Origin of the sequence: Kitasatospora sp. NPDC058406, assembly GCF_042722765.1 — a bacterium.
In the GTDB taxonomy this organism is placed as follows: Bacteria; Actinomycetota; Actinomycetes; order Streptomycetales; family Streptomycetaceae; genus Kitasatospora.
The window spans coordinates 8,696-25,799 of sequence record NZ_JBHXKE010000131.1 but is presented as its reverse complement, the minus strand read 5'-3'; the positions used below and the strand labels follow the sequence as shown (position 1 = coordinate 25,799).

Below are 17,104 nucleotides of genomic sequence, written 5' to 3'. Positions count from 1 at the left end.
GCCGCCGACCGCACCCCCGACGACCCCCGCGCCGCGCCGGACGGGACGGCGACCCCCGACGACCGGACGGCACCCGACGACCGGACCGCGCCCGGCGAGAAGGTCGCAGCGGTCGACGGACGGACCGCACCCGCGTCCGCGGTGCAGGACCGTTTGGCCGGACAGCTGTCCGATTTCGCCAGCCTGCACGAGCACACCGAACTGCTCGCCCGCGCCCGCGGCGTCGACGCCACCCTCGCCGCCGTCCTGGCCTCCGGCACCGAACTGCTCGGCGCCCGCCGGGCCCTGCTGGTCACCGCGCTGCCCGGTGGCCCCGGCCAGCCGCTCGGCCTCGGCCTGAACCGTGCCAGCCTGGGCTCGCTGGAGACGGTCCCGCCGGACCAGAGCCTGGTCGCCCGGCTGTTGCGCGAGCACGACCGGCCCGCCGAGCTGCAGTCGTACGACCTCGCCCACGACCCAGCCGTCGGCGCCCGGCTCCGCGAGCTGGCCGCCGGCCTCGGCCTCGGCGGCTGCTACGGCCTGCCGCTGGCCACCGAGGAGGACGGCCCGCTGGCCGCCGCCCTCTGGTTCTACGACGAACCCGCCGCACCGACCGACCGCCGGCGCGAGCTGGCCCGCCGCTACTGCGAGGTCGCCGCCCCGCTGCTGGCCAAGCAGCTGGACGCGGAGAAGGTCCGGCGCACCACCGAGGCCCTGCGCCGCGGCCTGCTGCCCGACCGCCTCCCCCAGCCCGCCGGCCTGCGGCTGGCGGCGCGGCTGGTCCCGGCCGGGCTGGACCGCTCCTCCGGCAGCGACTGGTACGACGCCATCCCGCTGCCGGACGGCACGGTCGGCCTCACCGTCGGCTCGGTCTCCGGCGACGGGCCGGGCGCCGGTCCCGGTTCCGCCCCCGGCGCGGCCGCCGCGATGGGCCGGGTCAGGTCCGCGCTGCGGGCGTACGCGGTGCTGGAGGGCGAGGACCCGGTCTCGGTCCTCGGCGACCTCGAACTGCTGCTCAAGACCACCGAGCCGGCCCGCAGCGCCACCGCCGTCTACGCCTGGGTGGAGCCGGAGGAGCGCCGGATCACCCTGGCCGGAGCCGGCCACTGCCCGCCCGTGCTGGTCACCCGGTACGGCGCCGAGTTCGTCGAGACCTCGCTGTCCGCACCGCTCGGCATGCTCTCCTGCTGGGAGGCGCCCGGCGTCGAGCTGACCGCCGAACGGGGCGACACCCTGGTGCTGTACACCGAGGGCCTGGCCCGCCGGTTCGGCCCGACCCTGCACGCCGGGCAGGCCGGCCTGCGCCGGGCCGCCGCCGACGCGCCCCGTGACGTCCGCACCGACCCGGACCGGCTCTGCGCGCACCTGCTGGCGGTCTGCGCCGGACGGGAGGAGGCCGCCCCGGGCTCCCCCGCCCCCGGTCAGGCCACCGACGACCTGCTGCTGCTGGCGGCCCGCTTCGAGTGAGGGCGTCCGGGCCGGTGCACCGGCCCGGAGCACCGGTGCCCCGGGCCTCCGCCGCCTTCCGGACCTTCCGGGGGCCGCCGGACCGGCCGGAACCGAACGGCCTCGAACGACCCCGAACAGTCGAGCGGCCGGGCGTCCGTACCATGGACGCACGGCCGCCCAGGTGTGTCGCGATCCGACACGACCGAAGCGGCACCACGCGCAAGGAGGCGACGTACGTGACCGAGGACCGCACCCCGGCGGTGGCCGAGAACCCCGAGGCCGCCGGCGGCGACGAGCAGCCGCAGCAGTTCAAGGGCCGCAAGAACGGCCTCTACTCCGAGGTCTCCGACGAACTCGCCGCCTCGATGAAGTCCGGCTGGGCCGACACCGAGCTGCACGGCCTGGCCCCGATCGCCCAGGCCCCCTACACCGCCGAGCGCCGCGCCCGGCTCTCCGCCGCCTACCCCGGCGAGCGGCTGATCGTCCCGGCCGGCAACCTGCGGGTGCGCGCCAACGACACCGAGTACAGCTTCCGTGCCGCCAGCGAGTACGTCCACCTCACGGGTGACCAGACCGAGGACGCCGTGCTGGTCGCCGAGCCCACCGGTGACACCGGCCACGCGTTCGGCCTCTACCTGCTGCCCCGCTCCGACCGCGAGAACGGCGAGTTCTGGCTGGACGGCTACGGCGAGCTGTGGGTCGGCCGCCGGCACAGCCTCGCCGAGCAGGAGCAGCTGCTCGGCCTGCCCGCCCGCGACGTCCGCAAGGCCGCCGACGAGCTGGCCGAGCACGCCCGGACCGGCAGCGCCCCGACCCGGATCGTCCGCGGCTACGACGCCGGCCTGGAGGCCGCACTCGCCGACGTGCTGGACGCCGACCGCGACGCCGGGCTCAAGGAGTTCCTGAGCGGCCTGCGGCTGGTCAAGGACGAGTGGGAGATCGGCGAGCTGCGCGCCGCCTGCACCGCCACCGTCAACGGCTTCACCGACTGCGTCCGCGAGCTCGGCCAGGCCGTCGCCACCTCCGAGCGCTGGATCGAGGGCACCTTCTGGCGCCGCGCCCGCGTCGAGGGCAACGACGTCGGCTACGGCTCGATCTGCGCCGCCGGCCCGCACGCCACCACCCTGCACTGGGTCCGCAACGACGGCGACGTCCGCCCCGGCGAGCTGCTGCTGCTCGACGCCGGCGTCGAGACGGCCACCCTCTACACCGCCGACGTCACCCGCACGCTGCCGATCGGCGGCCGCTTCGACGAGCTGCAGCGGAAGATCTACGACGCGGTCTACGACGCGCAGGAGGCCGGCATCGCGGCCGTGAAGCCCGGCGCCCGCTTCCGCGACTTCCACGACGCCTCGCAGCGCGTGCTCGCCGAGCGCCTGCTCGCCTGGGGCCTGCTGGACCCCTCGGTCCACGACGTCGAGAAGGTCCTGGAGCTGGGGCTCCAGCGCCGCTGGACCCTGCACGGCACCGGCCACATGCTCGGCCTGGACGTCCACGACTGCGCCCACTCCCGCACCGAGGAGCACGTCGACGCGCTGCTGGTGCCGGGCATGGTGCTCACCGTCGAGCCCGGCCTCTACTTCCAGCAGGACGACCTGACCGTCCCCGAGGAGTACCGCGGCATCGGCGTCCGGATCGAGGACGACATCCTGGTCACCGCCGACGGCAACGAGAACCTCTCGGCCGGCCTGCCGCGCCGCGCCGCGGACGTCGAGGCGTGGATGGCCTCGCTCGCCTGACCCCGCGGACCGGCATCGTCTACTTCACGACCACCCGCACCGGGATGGTGCGGGTGCCCACGACGCTCCCCGGCCCCTGCTGGGGCACCACCATCGCCGTGAAGGTCACCGGCATCACCCCCGCGCCGTCCTGGGGGGTCAGCTTCAGCCGGAGCTTCAGCGTCACGCTCTGCCCGGGCGCGAGGGCGACGATTCCGTTGGACCCGTCCCTGGCGGGCTTGGTGATCCCGATGTCGTACGTCTGCCAGGCACCGGCGCCGTCCTGCCGCTCCACCGTGCCGCGCACGGCGGAGCCCGCCCCCGCGGCGGGCGCCCCCGGGTACGGCTCGGCGTAGACGAAGGGCACCATCGCCGCGTAGTCGGTCTGGCTGGTGTTCTTGTACGTGACCGTGACCGGCACCGCGCTGCCGTCGTTCGGCACCTGCTGGCCGACGCCGATCCCCTCGACGCTCACGCTCACGTCGTTCTGGTGCGGCACCTGCACCGGAGCCGGGTGCCCGCTGACGTTCAGCGTGTCCAGGAGCGACACCAGGCCCGCCTGGTACTCCGGCTTGAGTCCGTTGGCCACGATGAACACCTGGTCGGCCGACAGCCCCCACAGCTGGGCGGTGAACGTGTCGGCGCTGGTGCAGGACACCTGCCACTGCGTCTTGTCGATCGCCCGGCCGGCCACGATGTCCTTCGTCCGGACCGGTGCGCCCACCGACGCGTACGGGCCGGTGGGGATGTAGGGCCTCCCCCAGATCGGGCACGTGGGCTGGTGCCCCCACCCGGAGGTCGAGCCGAGGTCCGCCGTCGTGGGCCAGGTCGCGCCCTCGACCTCGCTCGCCGAGTCGTACACCACGACGGAGACGCCGTACGGCTCGCAGGAGTCCGGCGACCAGCCCGGCTGGGCGCTCGTCGGCGCCCCCGGACTGAGCACGCAGACCCGGTCGTCGGTCGGCTTGGGCGGTGACACCCGCCAGCCCGGCGGGACCTTGAACTTGACGCCGCGGAAGGTGTACGGAACGGCCGCCGTCTGCGGCGGGGCACTGCTGCTCGACGTGCTGGTGACCGGCGGGGTGCCGCCGGAGGTGCTCTGCGGCACCTGGCCGCCGAGCGGCGCGCCGGTCGCGCCGCCGGTCGGCCGGTCGCCCGGCCCGGCCTCCTCGTCGGCGTCGGCCGACGGGGAGGCGTCCGCGGTCGGAGCCGCCGTGGGGCTCGGCTCCGGTGTCGGGGTCGGCGTCGGGACCGGTGACGGCGTCTCCGTGACGGTCACGGTGGCGGCCGGGCCGGGGTCCTGCTGCCTGGCCACGGTGTCGCCGCGGAAGCCGAGCACGCCGAACGCCAGCGCGGCGGCCAGGGCGAACAGCGGGACGGCTGCGAGGTAGACCGGCCGCAGCCGGCGGACCCGCCGGTTCGGGGGCGCCGCCGGACGGAGGTCGTGCGCACCGATCTGCGCCGCGCGGGCGCTCATCGCCTCGCGGAGCAGCCGTTCGACCGGGGTCTCGTCCGGCCCGTCGTCGCCGCCGCCGGGACGGCGGGGAAGCCTGTCGGTCATCGAACCTTCTCCAGATGCTTTTCCAGGGCGTCCAGTGCCCGGCTGGCGGTGGACTTCACGGCGCCCCGGGAGAGTCCCAGGGTTTCGGCTATCTGTGCCTCCGAGAGGTCGGACCAGTACCGCAGCACCAGCACCTCGCGCTGACGCGTGGTCAGCTCCTGCAGGGCGACCAGCACCCGGCGGTGCTCGTCGTTGAGCACCGCGTGGTCCTCCGCCGACGGTGCGTCCGCCTCGTGCGGGGGAACGTACTCGCGCGCGGTCTTGCGGCGGCGCAGCATCGACCGGGCGCCGTTGACGACCGAGGTGCGCAGGTACCCGAGCGCGTTGTCCAGGTCGTCCAGCGTTTCCCCGTGTCGCTGGTAGAGCTGGGTGAAGGCCTCCTGGACCACGTCCTCCGCCAGGTCCTGGTGGTCCACCAGCAGCACCGCCATGCGTACCAGGCCCAGCCGGTGCGCGTGGTACAGGTCGGTCAGGGTGGGCCGTTCCTCCTCGGCCGTCGACCGCCCTCCGCGGAGCAGCCTGAAGCCCATGCGCCGTTGCGCCGGCCCCTGCTCCCCGACCGGACCGGCGGGCGCCTCGGCCTCCTGCGCGCCGAACAGCAGCCCCGTCAACCCGGCGAGGGAGAAACGCCGCCCCCCACCCCGTCCCGCGATCGGCCCGATGGCCATGGACATGTACGTTCTGCTTTCCCCCAGGACGGCTCCCGGCGCGAACCGGCCCCGTCATGACACGTGATCAAGGTTGTGATCTGCGGGAATACTGCCAGTACCGGTTCTCCGGCTCCCCCCGCCCCCGTACCTATGGACGTGTGGGGGCGCCCGGGGTTGCTGCCCGGTTCCGGGAAATCGGATCCGGCCGAAACGGCTACACTCCCCGACATCCCGCCAGCCGCGCCGCCCGCCCGAGGGGACCCCATGGCCGACCAGCAGACCACCGGGCCGGTGGCCGTCACCATCGGACGGCGCCCGGAGCCGGTCCACGACGTCGCCGTGTACGCCTTCGACGGCATGACACCGTTCGAACTCGGCGTCGTGGTCGAGGTGTTCGGGCTCGCCAGGCCGGAGCTGAGCGGGCTGCTCGCCGCCCCCTGGTACGGGCTCAAGGTCTGCGCCGACCGCCCCGGGACCCCGCTCCGCTCCGTCGGCGGCTTCTCCCTCACCGCCGAACACGGCCTGGACGAACTCGCCGCCGCCGACACGGTGGTGGTGCCCGGCGTGCCGAACGCCTTCGGCGGCGTGGGCGCGCCTCCCGGCCGCCAGGCCGGCGGGGTCTCCCCCGGCCTCGTCGCCGCGCTGCGCACCGCGCACGAACGCGGCGCCCGGATCGTCTCCATCTGCTCCGGAGCCTTCGCACTCGCCGCCGCCGGCCTGCTGGACGGCCGCGAGGCCACCACCCACTGGCGGTACGCGGAACTGCTCCAGCAGCGTCACCCGGCGGTCCGGGTCAACCCCGACGTGCTGTACGTGGACAGCGGCTCCGTCCTGACCAGCGCCGGCAGCGCCGCCGGGATCGACCTCTGCCTGCACCTGGTCCGCCGCGACCACGGCGCCCGGGTGGCCAACAGCGTGGCCCGCCGCTTCGTCGTGCCGCCTCACCGGGACGGCGGCCAGGCGCAGTTCGTCGAGGCCGCGGTCCGGCCGGTCGAGGAGGGGGACGACGGGATCGGCCGCTCCATGCAGTGGGCGCTGGACCACCTCGCCTCGCCGCTGACCGTCACCCTGCTGGCCCGGGCCGCCGGGATGTCCGACCGCTCCTTCCTGCGGCACTTCACCGCCCGCAACGGCACCAGCCCGATGCGCTGGGTGATCAGCCAGCGCGTCGCGGCCAGCCTGCCCCTCCTCGAAGCACCCGCCGGGACCGTCGAGGAGATCGCCGTCGCCGTCGGCTTCGAGAGTGCCGCCACCTACCGGCACCACTTCGGCCGGGTGATGCGCACCTCGCCCACCGCCTACCGCCGCTCCTTCGGCCACGGCGGCGCCTGAGCCCGGGGGGTCCGGGGGGTCCGGGGCCCCGGCGGGCGTCCCGTGGCGGAGGACGGCCGGGGCCCGGTCATCGGGTCACGCCTGCGTCCCGGTGCGGAGGGCCGCGTTGGCGAGGATGGCGTCGTGCAGCCACTGCGCGAGGCCGGGGGCGAGCCCGTCGTAGACGGCGGTGAAGCGCGGGTCGGCGACGTACATCTCGGCGAGGCAGCGGTGCATCTCGTAGCCGCACGCGTAGAAGTTGTCGGTGATCTGCTGCCGGTGCGCCTCGGCGAGGTCCGCCGCCGGGCCGCCGCCGGCCGGTTCACCGGCGGTGAAGGCCTCGGCCAGACGGGCGTTGAGCGCGTCCCCCTCGGCCTTGATCCGTTCCCAGTCGGCCTTGCCGTAGCCGCCGGTGCGGCGCCGGGACTCCGCCCAGGCGTCACCGGAGCCCCAGCGCTGCTCGGCCTCGGTCTCCCACTCCTCGCGGTAGGAGTCGCCGAAGACCTCGAACTTCTCCTCCGGGGTCAGCTGAATGCCCATCTTCTCTGCCTCCATGGCGTGTTCGACGGCCGCGGCCAGTTCCTGGAGGCGGGCGATGCGGTCGGTCAGCAGTCGGTGCCGGCGCCGCAGGTGCTCGCTCGGGCTCACCGAGCCGTCGTCCAGGACGGCCGCGATCTCCTCCAGGGGGAACCCGAGTTCGCGGTAGAACAGGATCCGCTGCAGCCGGTCGAGGTCGGCCTCGTCGTACCGGCGGTAGCCGGCCCGGGTGCGGCCCCGGGGGGACAGCAGGCCGATCTCGTCGTAGTGGTGCAGGGTGCGGACGGTCACCTTGGCGAACTTCGCCACCGCGCCGACCGCGTACCCCGTACGGTCGGGCCCTTCGCCGCCGTTCATCCGGGTTCTCCCTTCGTGCTGCCCCACTCTCTTTCCTCCCGTTGCGTGAGGGTCAAGTCCAGTTTCACGGGTGCGACGCGCGCACGCCCCGCGCGCACGGCCCACATGGACGCCCCGCGCGCACGGCCCGCGTGGACGCCAGGCGCGCGCGGCCCACGTGGACGCCAGGCGCGCGCGGCCCACGTGGACGAGTCTCCGAGCGGGCGGTCCGGTGGCCGGTCCGGATTGGACGGAGCCGCCAATTGCCGGGCCCTGCGGGCGGCGGCCAGCATGGGCGCATGACCACCCCTCCCGCTCCGCCCCTGCGCCGCCGGCTGGCCGCGGAGGCGGTCGGCACCGCGGTGCTGGCCGCCGTCGTGGTCGGCTCCGGCTTCCGGGCCGACGCGCTGACCGCGGACGCCGGGGTGCGGTTCCTCGCGAACGTGGGGGCCTCGGCCGCCGCCCTGGCGGTGCTGGTCGACCTGTTCGGGCCGGTCTCCGGCGGTCACCTCAATCCACTGGTGACGGCCGGGTGCTGGTGGACCGGGCGACGGACACCCACCGGTCTGCCGCTGCGCGAGGCGACCGCGTACGCCGCGGTGCAGACCGCCGGCGCGCTCGCGGGGACGGGACTGGCCGACGCGATGTTCGGGCACCCGCTGTTCGAACTGTCCGCGGTGCCGCGCGGGGGCGGGGCGCTCCTGCTCGGCGAGGCGGTGGCCACCGGAACGTTGCTGCTGGTGGTGACCGTGTCGGCGGGCGGCGGCCGTCGGCGACCGGTGTCGACGGCAGTCGGGCTCTGGGTCGGGGCCGCCTGCTGGGCGACCTCCTCGGGCGGCTTCGCCAACCCTGCCGTCACGCTCGGCCGGGCGTTCACCGACGGCTGGACCGGCATCGCCCCGGGGTCCGTCCCGGGCTTCGTCCTCGCGCAGACCGCGGGTGCCGCGGCCGGGCTCGCGCTCGCGGCCCTGTCGACCGGCAGGGTGCACCGGGCGGCGGACGGTCAGGCCGTCACCGGTTCGCGTTCGGGTTGCGGCTGAACGGACCGTGGTCCCCTACGCCCGGACCGCCCGCGCGGCCCGCGCCGTCGCCGGTCGGGCCAGAACAGCACGTACCCGGCGGACACCACCACGAAGGCCAGCCTGGCCAGGCCGCGTGCCGCGTCGGACGGGAGCAGCAGCGTGCCCCCGTACAGCGAGGCCAGCGCGATCCAGCTCCACCACGGCACCAGGCGCTGCTGGCCGACCGTGTCCCAGAGCAGGGTGCCGAGCAGGATCGACGCGGTGTAGTACGTGTAGACGCTCGGGTCGAGCAGGATCCGGGCGTCCGCCCCGAGCAGGACGACGGCCGGCCAGCGGCCCCGCCGGACCGCCAGGCAGCCCAGCGTGAGGCCGAGCGCGAACTGGGCCGGCCGGTCCCACCACGGGGTGGCCGGGTCGGTCACCCCGAACCATCGCAGGGCGGAGGCGGGCTGGTTGGGGATGGTGAACTTGGCGGCCGCCATGGTGTCGAGGTCGCCCAGGTAGAACGGCAGCCAGGCGACGGCCACCAGCCCGGCGAACCAGAGCGCCGTCCGCAGCCAGGCCGGCCGGGGCAGGGCGAGGATCAGCGGCGCGAACGCCAGCGCCCACGGCTTGGAGTCGACCGCCAGCGCCAGGAAGACGCCGACCAGCCAGGCCCGTCCCCGGCTCAGCTCGTGCACCGCGAGGGTGGTGAAGAAGAGCGCCAGCACGTCGTCCAGGTGCGCGAAGCGGACGGACACCTCGACCCACATCGGGATGAACGCGAGCCCGGCGATCAGCAGCCGCTGCTGGAGCCGGCGGTGGTTGGTACCGGTGCCCAGGTAGTGCCGGGCCGCGGTGCGGCCGACCAGGACCAGCATCGCCAGGCCCAGCCCGGACATCACCGCCTCGGCCAGGACCGCGCCGGTGTGTGCGGGGAACGGGCCGAAGAGCCGTGCCACGGCCAGGCTGACCGGGCCGATCTGGAGCTCGGGGTGGTGTGCGTAGAGCGAGAGACCACCGTCGGGCCGGTCGCTGAAGAGCAGTTCCTCGCCCTGCCGGAGGTAGTGCCAGGAGAAGCCGCCGCTCGGTTCGACCAGCAGGAACCAGAGCACCGTCCAGGCGACCAGCAGGACGTGGTGCCGGCGGACCGGCAACCCGGCGATCCGGCCGGTGGCCGCCCCGTAGTCCGTGCCGGCCCGTCCCGGACGCCCCGAACCCCGTTCCCGCACACCCACCTCGTCCGCCGTTCCGCCCCCTCGGCCCGCCATCCTAGGTGACCTGACGAAACCGCCCGTGCCCCCGGGGTGCGGGAGCACGGGCGGTACGCGTCAGCGATGTGCGTCAGCGACGGGCGTCAGCTGTGCGCGTCGTCGACGGGCGTCGGCGGTGCGGCTCAGCCCTGCTGGGCGGAGCGACGGCGGCGGAGCACCACCAGGGTGCCGACACCGGCCGCGAGGACGGCGCCACCCGCGATCGCGATGGCGGTGGTGTTGTCACCGCCACCGGTGGTGGCCAGCGCCTTCTCGGCGTTGTCCGCGTTGGCGTTCGCCTTGACCACGGCGGCCGGGGTGATCGGCGGCGGCGAGACCTTCGGGATGCTCACCGGGAAGTCGATCGGCTCCCGCGTACCGGAGCCGCTGGGCGCCGGGGTGGGGCTCTCCGGAGCCGTGGTGGCCGGAGCCGTCGTGGCGGGCGCGGTGGTGACGGGGGCGCTCGGCGAGGTGCTCGCGGACGGCGTCGTGCTCGCGGACGGCGTGGCCGTCGTGGACGGCGTCGCGGTCGCGGACGGGGAAGCGGTCGTCGTGGCCGACGGGCTCGCGGTGGTGCTCGGGGTCGCCGTCCCGCTCGGGGTGGTGCTCGGGGTCACCGTGGCGGACGGCGAGGGGGTTCCCGTCGGCGTCGTGGTGGCCGACGGGCTGCCGGTCGGCTTCACCGTCGGGCTCGTGCTGGGGGTGGTCGGCTTCGTCGTGGACGGCGTGGCGGTCGGGCTCGGCTTGCCGCCGGGCACGATGGTGAAACGCTCGCCGTGGATGCCGTCGCAGCTGAACTCGCCCTCACCGATGGGGGTGTTGCCCTCGGCCGCCGCGGAGAAGACCACGGGGACGACCCCGGCCGTGCCGAGCGGCGCGTCCTTGGTCACCGCGACGCGGACGGTGAGGGTGAGGCTCTTGCCCTTCTTGACGGCGAGCAGCGAGTTCTCGTAGTCCGGGTTGCCGTTGACGAGCTTGCTGAGCAGGAACAGCACACCGTCGTCGTCGGTCTCACCGCCGCCCGGGGCGGGGGCGGCGGGCAGCCACGTCTTGGTCTTGTCCAGGCCCTCGGGCAGCTGGTACTCGACCTTGAGCTGGTCCGCGCGCAGGTTGCCCTTGGCGTTCTTGAACTTGAGCAGCGGGTAGAAGACGAAGTCCGTCTTGGTGTCGTTGTCGATGGTGAAGCTGAACTGCTTGGACTCGCCGCCCGCGACGAAGGTGCTCGGCACCCCGTCCAGCGACAGGTCGAGCTGGCGGGAAGCCGCCTTGGCGGCCTGCGGCGCGGCGGCCGACGGCGAGCCCGTGGCGGCGGCGACGGCACCCTGGGCACCGGTCAGGGCCATCGAGGCAGCCAGCGCGGTGGCACCGGCGAGGGCGAGACTGCGCGGTATGGAGATGGACACGGGAGACCTCACGAGAGTGTCCGGGCAGGACCCGGGAGCGCGGGCGGACGCTGCTGTCCGAGCTGCCTTCCCCCCGCGAAGCTGGAAGTCCGACGGAGACTACCGAAGGAACCAGCCACTCGGAAAGGCGGGTGCCGTGTTGTCCCGAACCCCGCCCGATATCTGCCCAATTGACCCAACTCGGCCCCCTGACAGGGCTTTTGATCCCTTCCGTCAGATGCTCACGAAGTGACCGGAACACGCCTGTGGGGACCGTGTCGTACACCTCCGTGGCTTGAACCCGACGGCTCCAACGCGTGCGGCCTCCGTCCGGTTCCGGGTGACGGCCACCGGTTCGCACCCGGCCGTGCCCGGCGTAGCGCCGGCCGGCGCTACGCCGGCAAGCCGGCCCGGCGGCGGGCGACGGCGGCGACGGCCGCCCAGTCCTTCTCGCCGTCCCCGTGGGCGAGCGCGTCCAGGAAGGCGTCCCGCAGCACGCTGCCGAACGGCAGCGGGACGTGCGCCGCGGCGCCCGCGGTGAGCGCGAGGTCGACGTCCTTGAGGCCCAGCGGAAGCCTGAACCCGGCCGGCTCGTACCGGCGTTCGGCCACCATCGAGCCGTAGCCGGTGTAGGCCGGTCCGGGGAAGAGGGTGCCGGTGAGCATCTCGACCAGGTCGGTCGGGCGGACCCCGTTGGCCTCGGCCAGGCTGCACGCCTCCGCCAGCGACTCGATCGCGCAGGCCAGCAGGAAGTTGGTGCTGATCTTGGCGGCGTTGGCCTGGACCGGGCGGTCGCCGAAGTGCCAGGTGCGCCGGCCCATGGCGGCCAGCAGCGGCTCGACCGCCGCCAGCGCGTCCGGGCTCCCGGCGGTCAGGATGTCGAGCGTCCCGGCCGCGGCCGCCGGTGGCCGGCCGAGCACGGGTGCGGCGACGTAGCCGATGCCGTGCTCGGTGTGCAGGGCCTCGGCCCGTTCGGCGAGCGCCACCGAGACCGTGGCCATGTTGACGTGCACGCCGGCGGCGGCGCCAGCCAGCAGCTCCGGGTCGAGCAGCAGCCGTTCGAAGGCCGTGTCGTCGGCGAGCATGGAGACCACCACCCCGGCGGCGAACACGTCCGCCGGCCCGTCGGCCGCCTGCGCGCCCCGGGCGACCAGCTCGGCCACCGGTCCGGGCGAGCGGTTCCAGACCCGGACGGTGTACCCGGCCCCCAGCAGGTTCGCCGCCAGGCCCCGGCCCATCGCGCCCAGTCCGACGAAGCCGACCGTCGTCCCGCCCATCGCACACTCCTGCTGCCGCCCGGTGAGCCGGTCGTCCGGCCACGATGCGCCCGACTGTACGTCAGCGGGCGACGACCGGCCCGGCGGGCGGGCGCGCCGTTCCGGTCCGTCCGTCGCGGGTCCCGTCGCGGGTCCCGTCCGGGCGGCGGCCCGGGCAGCGGCTCGGGAATCGGTTCGGGAATCGGCTCGGGTGCCGACCAGGGTGCCGGCTCAGGCGCAGGCCCGCTCCGGCAGCCGGCCGGCGGCGACCGCCCGGCCGGCCTCAAGGTGTGCGACGACCCGGCCGCGCAGCAGCTGGTACTGGGCCTGGAGCCGGCCCGGGCGCTGCGGGCGGGCGACCGGGCGGCCGGGGCCGACCCGCTCGTCCGGGCCGAACCGCGACCGGGTGAGGTCGACCTCGACGCCGGCGGCGGACCGGTTCCACCAGTGCAGGTCCGTCCGGACGCCGCCGGCGTACACCTCGCCCATCATCAGTTCGCCGCCGAGCAGGTCGTGCACCACCAGGGCGGTCGCCCCGCACTGGCCGCGGGCGGGGTTGTCGGGACGCCAGTGGGCCAGGTCCTCGGGCGCGCAGGTGTCGACACCCCAGGAGGAGCGGATCGCACGTTCGATGTCGTTGAGGGTCCACGCCGTCATAGCGGGAAGCCTGCCACGCGGCACTGACAGCGGCACAGGCTTTTCAGTGGGCAACCCCGTGTTCTGCGCTGACCTTCTCGATCTTCACCCGTACGAGGAGCTCGCCGGGGACGCCGTTGCGGGCGCCGTACTGCTCGGCGAGGTCCTCCCCCATGTACCGGGCGGCGATCCGGGTGGCCCACTCCCGCACCTCGGGCAGGTCGTCGACGAGCCGGGCCGTGCCCTGGACCAGGACGTAGGAGAACGGCGGCCGCTCGTCGTCCACGCAGAGCATCACCCGGCCGTCGCGGGCCAGCGTACGGCCCTTGACGGTGGCGGCACCCGTGTTGAAGACGATCTCGTCACCGTCCAGCAGGAACCAGACCGGCGCCACGTGCGGGCGGCCGTCGGCCCGGGTGGTGGCGATCTTGGCGGTACGGGTGCCGGCGGTGAGGAAGGCGCGCCATTCGGCCGCGGTCATGTCTGCCATGCCCCCATCCTGACCGCTCGGACGGCGCGGCGCGCGGATGTCCGGCCACCTTGTTCGCGCCGGAGTGCGCCGTGGTGCCCCGGAGCGTGCCGAACCGCACCCACCCGCGCGGGGCTCGTACGGCCCCGGCCGGGGCAGGTGCGTGCGGTGCGCGCCGGGGCGGTCGGGGGCCCGCCCCGGCGCGCACGTCCCGTGCCGGGCGTCCGGCTGCCCGACGAGGGCCTCGACGCCCGTTCCCTGCCGAGGCCGCGCCGCCCGCGATCCGGCGGGCGTCGCGGCACCCGCTACTTGCCGAGCGCCGCGACGCCCGCCTGCGCGAACTGCTCGTCGAGGTCGCCGCTGGGCGCACCCGCGACGCCGATGCCCGCGACGGGCGCGCCCTTGGCCTGCACCGGGGCGCCGCCGGCCAGGAACAGGGTGCCCGGGATGTCCTTGAGGTTCGGCGCCTGCGCCAGCCGCTTGGCCAGCTCGGAGGTGGGCGCGTTCCAGGAGACCGCCGTGAACGCCTTGCGCTCGGCGGACTCCGGCGACTGCGGGCCGGCACCGTCGCCCTTGAGCAGGACCCGGGTGATGCCGTCCCGGTCCACCACCGCGACCGAGACGCGCTGGCCGGCCTTGGCGGCGGCGTCCAGGGTGGCCTGGGCGGCCTTGGTGGCGGCCTCGATGGTCAGGCCGGTGGTCTGGGTGAGGTTCTTGTTCTGGGTGTCGGCCTTGACGGCGGCCGCGACGGCCGGGGTCTCGGAGGAATCGGCGCTGGCCGAGACGGCGCCCACGGTGGCGGCGGCCAGCGCGGCGGCGGCGACGGTGCCGGTCAGCACCTTGGCGCGGGCGGAGGTCTTCTTCATGGTCGGGCTCCTCGTCGGATCGGTGGTGGGGACGGGATCGATCCTCCGGTTCCGGCCCCCCGCGCCGCATCGGCGTTCCGGACACCGCCCGCAGGCATGATGGACGACGGACCCGTCAGCCGATCGGTTGATGCGCGACCGGGCCGCACGGGTCACCATCGAGGGATCGGCGCAGCTCGGCGCCGTACCCGCGCGCCGCGACCGGGGCGGGCGGACGGAACAGGCGGCGGAGTGAGGAGGGGCCCGTGGACCGTGTCGGCCGCCCCCTCGCAGGCCCCGGCCCGGACGGCCCCGGCCCGGACGGCGACGCCTCCGACGCGCCCACCGGTCACGGCCCCCGCCCGCACCCCGACGCGCACGTCCCCGACCCGGACGCGGGCCGGCTGGCCGTACTGCTCGACTCCGCCTTCCTGCTCCTGCTCGCCACCTCGCTCAACCGGTTCCTCACCCATCACCCCGGCAACCCGCGCATCCCCTGGGTGCTCGGCCTGAGCATCACCCTGGCCGTCGCCCAGCCGGTCGGCTCCTGGCTGGCCCACCACCGCCCGCCCGCTCCGGGGCGCCGCCGCCGGCTCTGGCCGCTGACCCTGGTGACCGCGATCTGGGTGGTACTGGTGCTGATCGCGCCGAGCTTCGCGTGGTGCGCCGTCCCGCTGGTCTACACGGCGCTGCGGACCCTGCCGGCCCGGGCGGCGATCCCGCTGGTCGCGGCACTGACCCTGCTGGTGGTGGTCGGCGAGGTGCGGCTGCCCGGCGGGGTCGACGCCAACCTGCTCCTGCTGCCGCCCGCCGTCGCGGCCCTGGCCACCTCCGTCTTCCTGTACATGGAGCGACAGGCCGAGCGGCAGCGCGCGCTGATCGCCGACCTGGTCCGCACCCGGCGCGAGCTCGCCGAAACCGAGCGCCGGGAGGGCACCCTGGCGGAGCGTGAACGGCTGGCGATGGAGATCCACGACACCCTCGCCCAGGGGCTCTCCAGCCAGCAGATGCTGCTCCAGGCCGCCGACCGCACCTGGGACGGCGACCCGGCGACCGCGCGCGCCCACGTCCGTACGGCCGCCGACGTGGCGGCCCGGAACCTCGCGGAGGCCCGCCGCTTCGTCCACGACCTCGCACCCGCCGAGCTCGCCGACGGCCGCACGCTCGACCAGGCGCTCCGCTCGCTCGCCGAACGGGAGTCCGCCGAGAGCGGGCTGCCGGTCCGCTTCCACCTGGACGGCGCACCCGCCCCGCTGCCGGCCGCCGCGCAGGCCGCGCTGCTGCGGATCGCCCAGGGGGCCCTGGCCAACGTCCGGGAGCACGCCGGGGCGTCGGCCGCCGCGCTCACCCTCTCCTTCCTCGGCGACCAGGCCGTGCTGGACGTCGCCGACAACGGCCGCGGGTTCGACCCGGCCTCCCCCGGAACCTCCTCCGCCGACAGCGCCCCCGTCTCCTCCCCCGCCGGCAGCCGCGGCCACGGCCTGCCCGCGATGCGCGCCCGGCTGCGTCAGCTCGGCGGCGCCCTGACCGTGGAGAGTGCCCCCGGCGAGGGCACCGTGGTCTCCGCCGCGGTCCCGCTCGCCCCCCGTCCCCCCGCCGAGCAGCGCCGACAAGCCCCGGAGCCCCGATGAACACCGACCCCGTGCCGTCCCCGGTCCGGCTGCTGGTCTGCGACGACCACGCCGTGGTCCGGGCCGGGTTGCTCGCCCTGCTGGCGAGCGCCGGTGACATCGAGGTGGTCGGCGAGGCGAGCAGCGGGGAGGAGGCGGTCGAGCTGGCGGCGCGGCTCGCACCGCAGGTGGTGCTGATGGACCTCCAACTCGGCGACGGCATCGACGGGGTGGAGGCCACCCGGCGGATCACCGCCGCTCCTGGCGCGCCGCACGTCCTGGTCCTCACCACGTACGACACGGACGCCGACATCACGCGGGCGATCGGCGCCGGCGCCACCGGCTACCTGCTGAAGGCCGAGCGGCCGGAGGAGCTGTTCGCCGCGGTGCACTCGGCCGCGCAGGGCAGGACGGTGCTCTCCCCGCCGGTCGCCTCCCGGGTGATGGCGCAGATGCGGGCGCCGGCGCCACAGCCGACCGAGCGCGAGCTGGAGATCCTCGCCCAGCTCGCCCAGGGGCTCGGCAACCGGGAGATCGCCCGCGCGCTGTTCATCAGCGAGGCGACCGTGAAGACCCATCTGGGCCGGATCTACGAGAAGTTGGGTGTCGACACCCGGGCGGGCGCGGTGGCCGTCGCCAAGGAGCGCCGGCTGCTGCGCTGAGCGTTCGGACGGCCCCGTTCGGTATCGGCGGCGACGCGGAATGCCGGATTTCGACGAGGGTCCACGGGCCTCCGGCCGGCGCTCCCGCCGCCTGTCGCCGCCCCCTCCTCCGCTCCCTGCGCGAACGGCCCTTTCCCGGCGGCGACTTCCCTCGACCCCGGTCCACACCCCAGAATGTGGATGTTTCGTGGATCTCACTATTGACAAACCAACCATGCGGTTTGTTAACGTAAAGATCAACGACGCCCTGCAGACAGGGGGCCTGCCGGGCCTGTGCGGAGCGCTCTCGCCGGAGAGCGGAGCCAGGGGGGACGGCGGGAGTCCGGGGAGTCGGGGGGTGCGGCGCATCGAGCCGTGCGAACGCGGCGCCGGGGGTGGAGGCGGCGCGGCGGACGCGCCCCCCCGCCCGGTAAAAAAAAAAAACCACCCCCAACAACCTGACAAACACG

Annotated in this window: 15 protein-coding genes; 6 read left to right on the top strand and 9 right to left on the bottom strand. The window is 75.0% G+C overall.

Features of this window, described 5'->3' with window-relative positions; genetic code table 11:
- Both ACFWOG_RS24365 and ACFWOG_RS24360 read left to right on the top strand, forming a co-directional pair.
- On the top strand, positions 1–1,446 hold a 1,446-nt coding region (locus ACFWOG_RS24365; RefSeq protein WP_380360966.1), incomplete at its 5' end, for a PP2C family protein-serine/threonine phosphatase.
- A 218-nt stretch (positions 1,447–1,664) separates the two neighbouring features.
- On the top strand, positions 1,665–3,167 hold the full coding sequence (locus ACFWOG_RS24360; RefSeq protein ID WP_380360964.1) for an aminopeptidase P family protein: 1,503 nt from the start codon (positions 1,665–1,667) through the stop codon (positions 3,165–3,167).
- A 19-nt stretch (positions 3,168–3,186) separates the two neighbouring features.
- Here ACFWOG_RS24360 and ACFWOG_RS24355 read toward each other — a convergent pair whose 3' ends face one another.
- Positions 3,187–4,707 (bottom strand): hypothetical protein, encoded by a 1,521-nt coding sequence (locus ACFWOG_RS24355; RefSeq protein WP_380360962.1) that lies wholly within the window; start codon positions 4,705–4,707, stop codon positions 3,187–3,189.
- Complete coding sequence (locus tag ACFWOG_RS24350; protein WP_380360960.1) at positions 4,704–5,381, bottom strand: RNA polymerase sigma factor; 678 nt, start codon at positions 5,379–5,381, stop codon at positions 4,704–4,706. Before ACFWOG_RS24350 ends, ACFWOG_RS24355 begins: the two co-directional genes overlap by 4 nt.
- 240 nt (positions 5,382–5,621) lie before the next feature.
- Here ACFWOG_RS24350 and ACFWOG_RS24345 point away from each other — a divergent pair, with 240 nt between their 5' ends.
- A complete protein-coding gene (locus ACFWOG_RS24345) occupies positions 5,622–6,689 on the top strand; it encodes a helix-turn-helix domain-containing protein (RefSeq protein WP_380360958.1) in 1,068 nt (355 codons plus the stop codon).
- Positions 6,690–6,764: 75 nt separating this feature from the next.
- On the opposite strand, the gene ACFWOG_RS24340 is transcribed toward ACFWOG_RS24345, so the two are convergent.
- Positions 6,765–7,562, bottom strand: a complete 798-nt coding sequence (locus tag ACFWOG_RS24340; RefSeq protein WP_329948337.1) for a MerR family transcriptional regulator — start codon at positions 7,560–7,562, stop codon at positions 6,765–6,767.
- A gap of 278 nt (positions 7,563–7,840) precedes the next feature.
- Between ACFWOG_RS24340 and ACFWOG_RS24335 the strand changes: the two genes are divergently transcribed.
- A complete protein-coding gene (locus tag ACFWOG_RS24335) occupies positions 7,841–8,581 on the top strand; it encodes an aquaporin (protein ID WP_380360956.1) in 741 nt (246 codons plus the stop codon).
- Here ACFWOG_RS24335 and ACFWOG_RS24330 read toward each other — a convergent pair.
- From ACFWOG_RS24330 to ACFWOG_RS24305, 6 genes are all read right to left on the bottom strand, one after another.
- Positions 8,545–9,699: a hypothetical protein gene (locus tag ACFWOG_RS24330; RefSeq protein ID WP_380360970.1), complete on the bottom strand. Its 1,155-nt coding sequence runs from the start codon at positions 9,697–9,699 to the stop codon at positions 8,545–8,547. The two genes, ACFWOG_RS24335 and ACFWOG_RS24330, sit on opposite strands and share 37 nt — an antisense overlap.
- A 239-nt stretch (positions 9,700–9,938) precedes the next feature.
- Entirely contained in the window at positions 9,939–11,198 is a 1,260-nt protein-coding gene (locus tag ACFWOG_RS24325; protein WP_380360954.1) for an LPXTG cell wall anchor domain-containing protein, read from the bottom strand.
- A gap of 371 nt (positions 11,199–11,569) precedes the next feature.
- Positions 11,570–12,454 carry an NAD(P)-dependent oxidoreductase gene (locus ACFWOG_RS24320; RefSeq protein ID WP_380360952.1) on the bottom strand — a complete coding sequence of 295 codons (885 nt, stop codon included), beginning with the start codon at positions 12,452–12,454 and terminating at the stop codon, positions 11,570–11,572.
- A gap of 210 nt (positions 12,455–12,664) precedes the next feature.
- On the bottom strand, positions 12,665–13,090 hold the full coding sequence (locus ACFWOG_RS24315) for a hypothetical protein (RefSeq protein WP_329884899.1): 426 nt from the start codon (positions 13,088–13,090) through the stop codon (positions 12,665–12,667).
- A gap of 43 nt (positions 13,091–13,133) precedes the next feature.
- A complete protein-coding gene (locus ACFWOG_RS24310) occupies positions 13,134–13,550 on the bottom strand; it encodes a PPOX class F420-dependent oxidoreductase (RefSeq protein WP_329885010.1) in 417 nt (138 codons plus the stop codon).
- A gap of 293 nt (positions 13,551–13,843) precedes the next feature.
- Positions 13,844–14,404 (bottom strand): heme-binding protein, encoded by a 561-nt coding sequence (locus ACFWOG_RS24305; RefSeq protein ID WP_329884898.1) that lies wholly within the window; start codon positions 14,402–14,404, stop codon positions 13,844–13,846.
- 245 nt (positions 14,405–14,649) lie between these two features.
- Here ACFWOG_RS24305 and ACFWOG_RS24300 point away from each other — a divergent pair, with 245 nt between their 5' ends.
- Together ACFWOG_RS24300 and ACFWOG_RS24295 are read left to right on the top strand one after the other, a co-directional pair.
- Positions 14,650–16,014 (top strand): sensor histidine kinase, encoded by a 1,365-nt coding sequence (locus tag ACFWOG_RS24300; protein WP_380360949.1) that lies wholly within the window; start codon positions 14,650–14,652, stop codon positions 16,012–16,014.
- Positions 16,011–16,655, top strand: coding sequence for a response regulator transcription factor (locus ACFWOG_RS24295; protein ID WP_329884897.1), 645 nt, complete (start codon positions 16,011–16,013; stop codon positions 16,653–16,655). The genes ACFWOG_RS24300 and ACFWOG_RS24295 overlap by 4 nt, the downstream gene beginning before the upstream one ends.
- Positions 16,656–17,104 lie beyond the last annotated feature (449 nt).

Coding starts and splice junctions, on each gene's coding strand:
- ACFWOG_RS24355 (WP_380360962.1), bottom strand. CDS start 4,707: ATGACCGACAGGCTTCCCCGCCGTCCCGGCGGCGGCGACGACGGGCCG.
- ACFWOG_RS24350 (WP_380360960.1), bottom strand. CDS start 5,381: ATGTCCATGGCCATCGGGCCGATCGCGGGACGGGGTGGGGGGCGGCGT.
- ACFWOG_RS24345 (WP_380360958.1), top strand. CDS start 5,622: ATGGCCGACCAGCAGACCACCGGGCCGGTGGCCGTCACCATCGGACGG.
- ACFWOG_RS24340 (WP_329948337.1), bottom strand. CDS start 7,562: ATGAACGGCGGCGAAGGGCCCGACCGTACGGGGTACGCGGTCGGCGCG.
- ACFWOG_RS24335 (WP_380360956.1), top strand. CDS start 7,841: ATGACCACCCCTCCCGCTCCGCCCCTGCGCCGCCGGCTGGCCGCGGAG.
- ACFWOG_RS24320 (WP_380360952.1), bottom strand. CDS start 12,454: ATGGGCGGGACGACGGTCGGCTTCGTCGGACTGGGCGCGATGGGCCGG.
- ACFWOG_RS24315 (WP_329884899.1), bottom strand. CDS start 13,090: ATGACGGCGTGGACCCTCAACGACATCGAACGTGCGATCCGCTCCTCC.
- ACFWOG_RS24310 (WP_329885010.1), bottom strand. CDS start 13,550: ATGACCGCGGCCGAATGGCGCGCCTTCCTCACCGCCGGCACCCGTACC.
- ACFWOG_RS24305 (WP_329884898.1), bottom strand. CDS start 14,404: ATGAAGAAGACCTCCGCCCGCGCCAAGGTGCTGACCGGCACCGTCGCC.
- ACFWOG_RS24295 (WP_329884897.1), top strand. CDS start 16,011: ATGAACACCGACCCCGTGCCGTCCCCGGTCCGGCTGCTGGTCTGCGAC.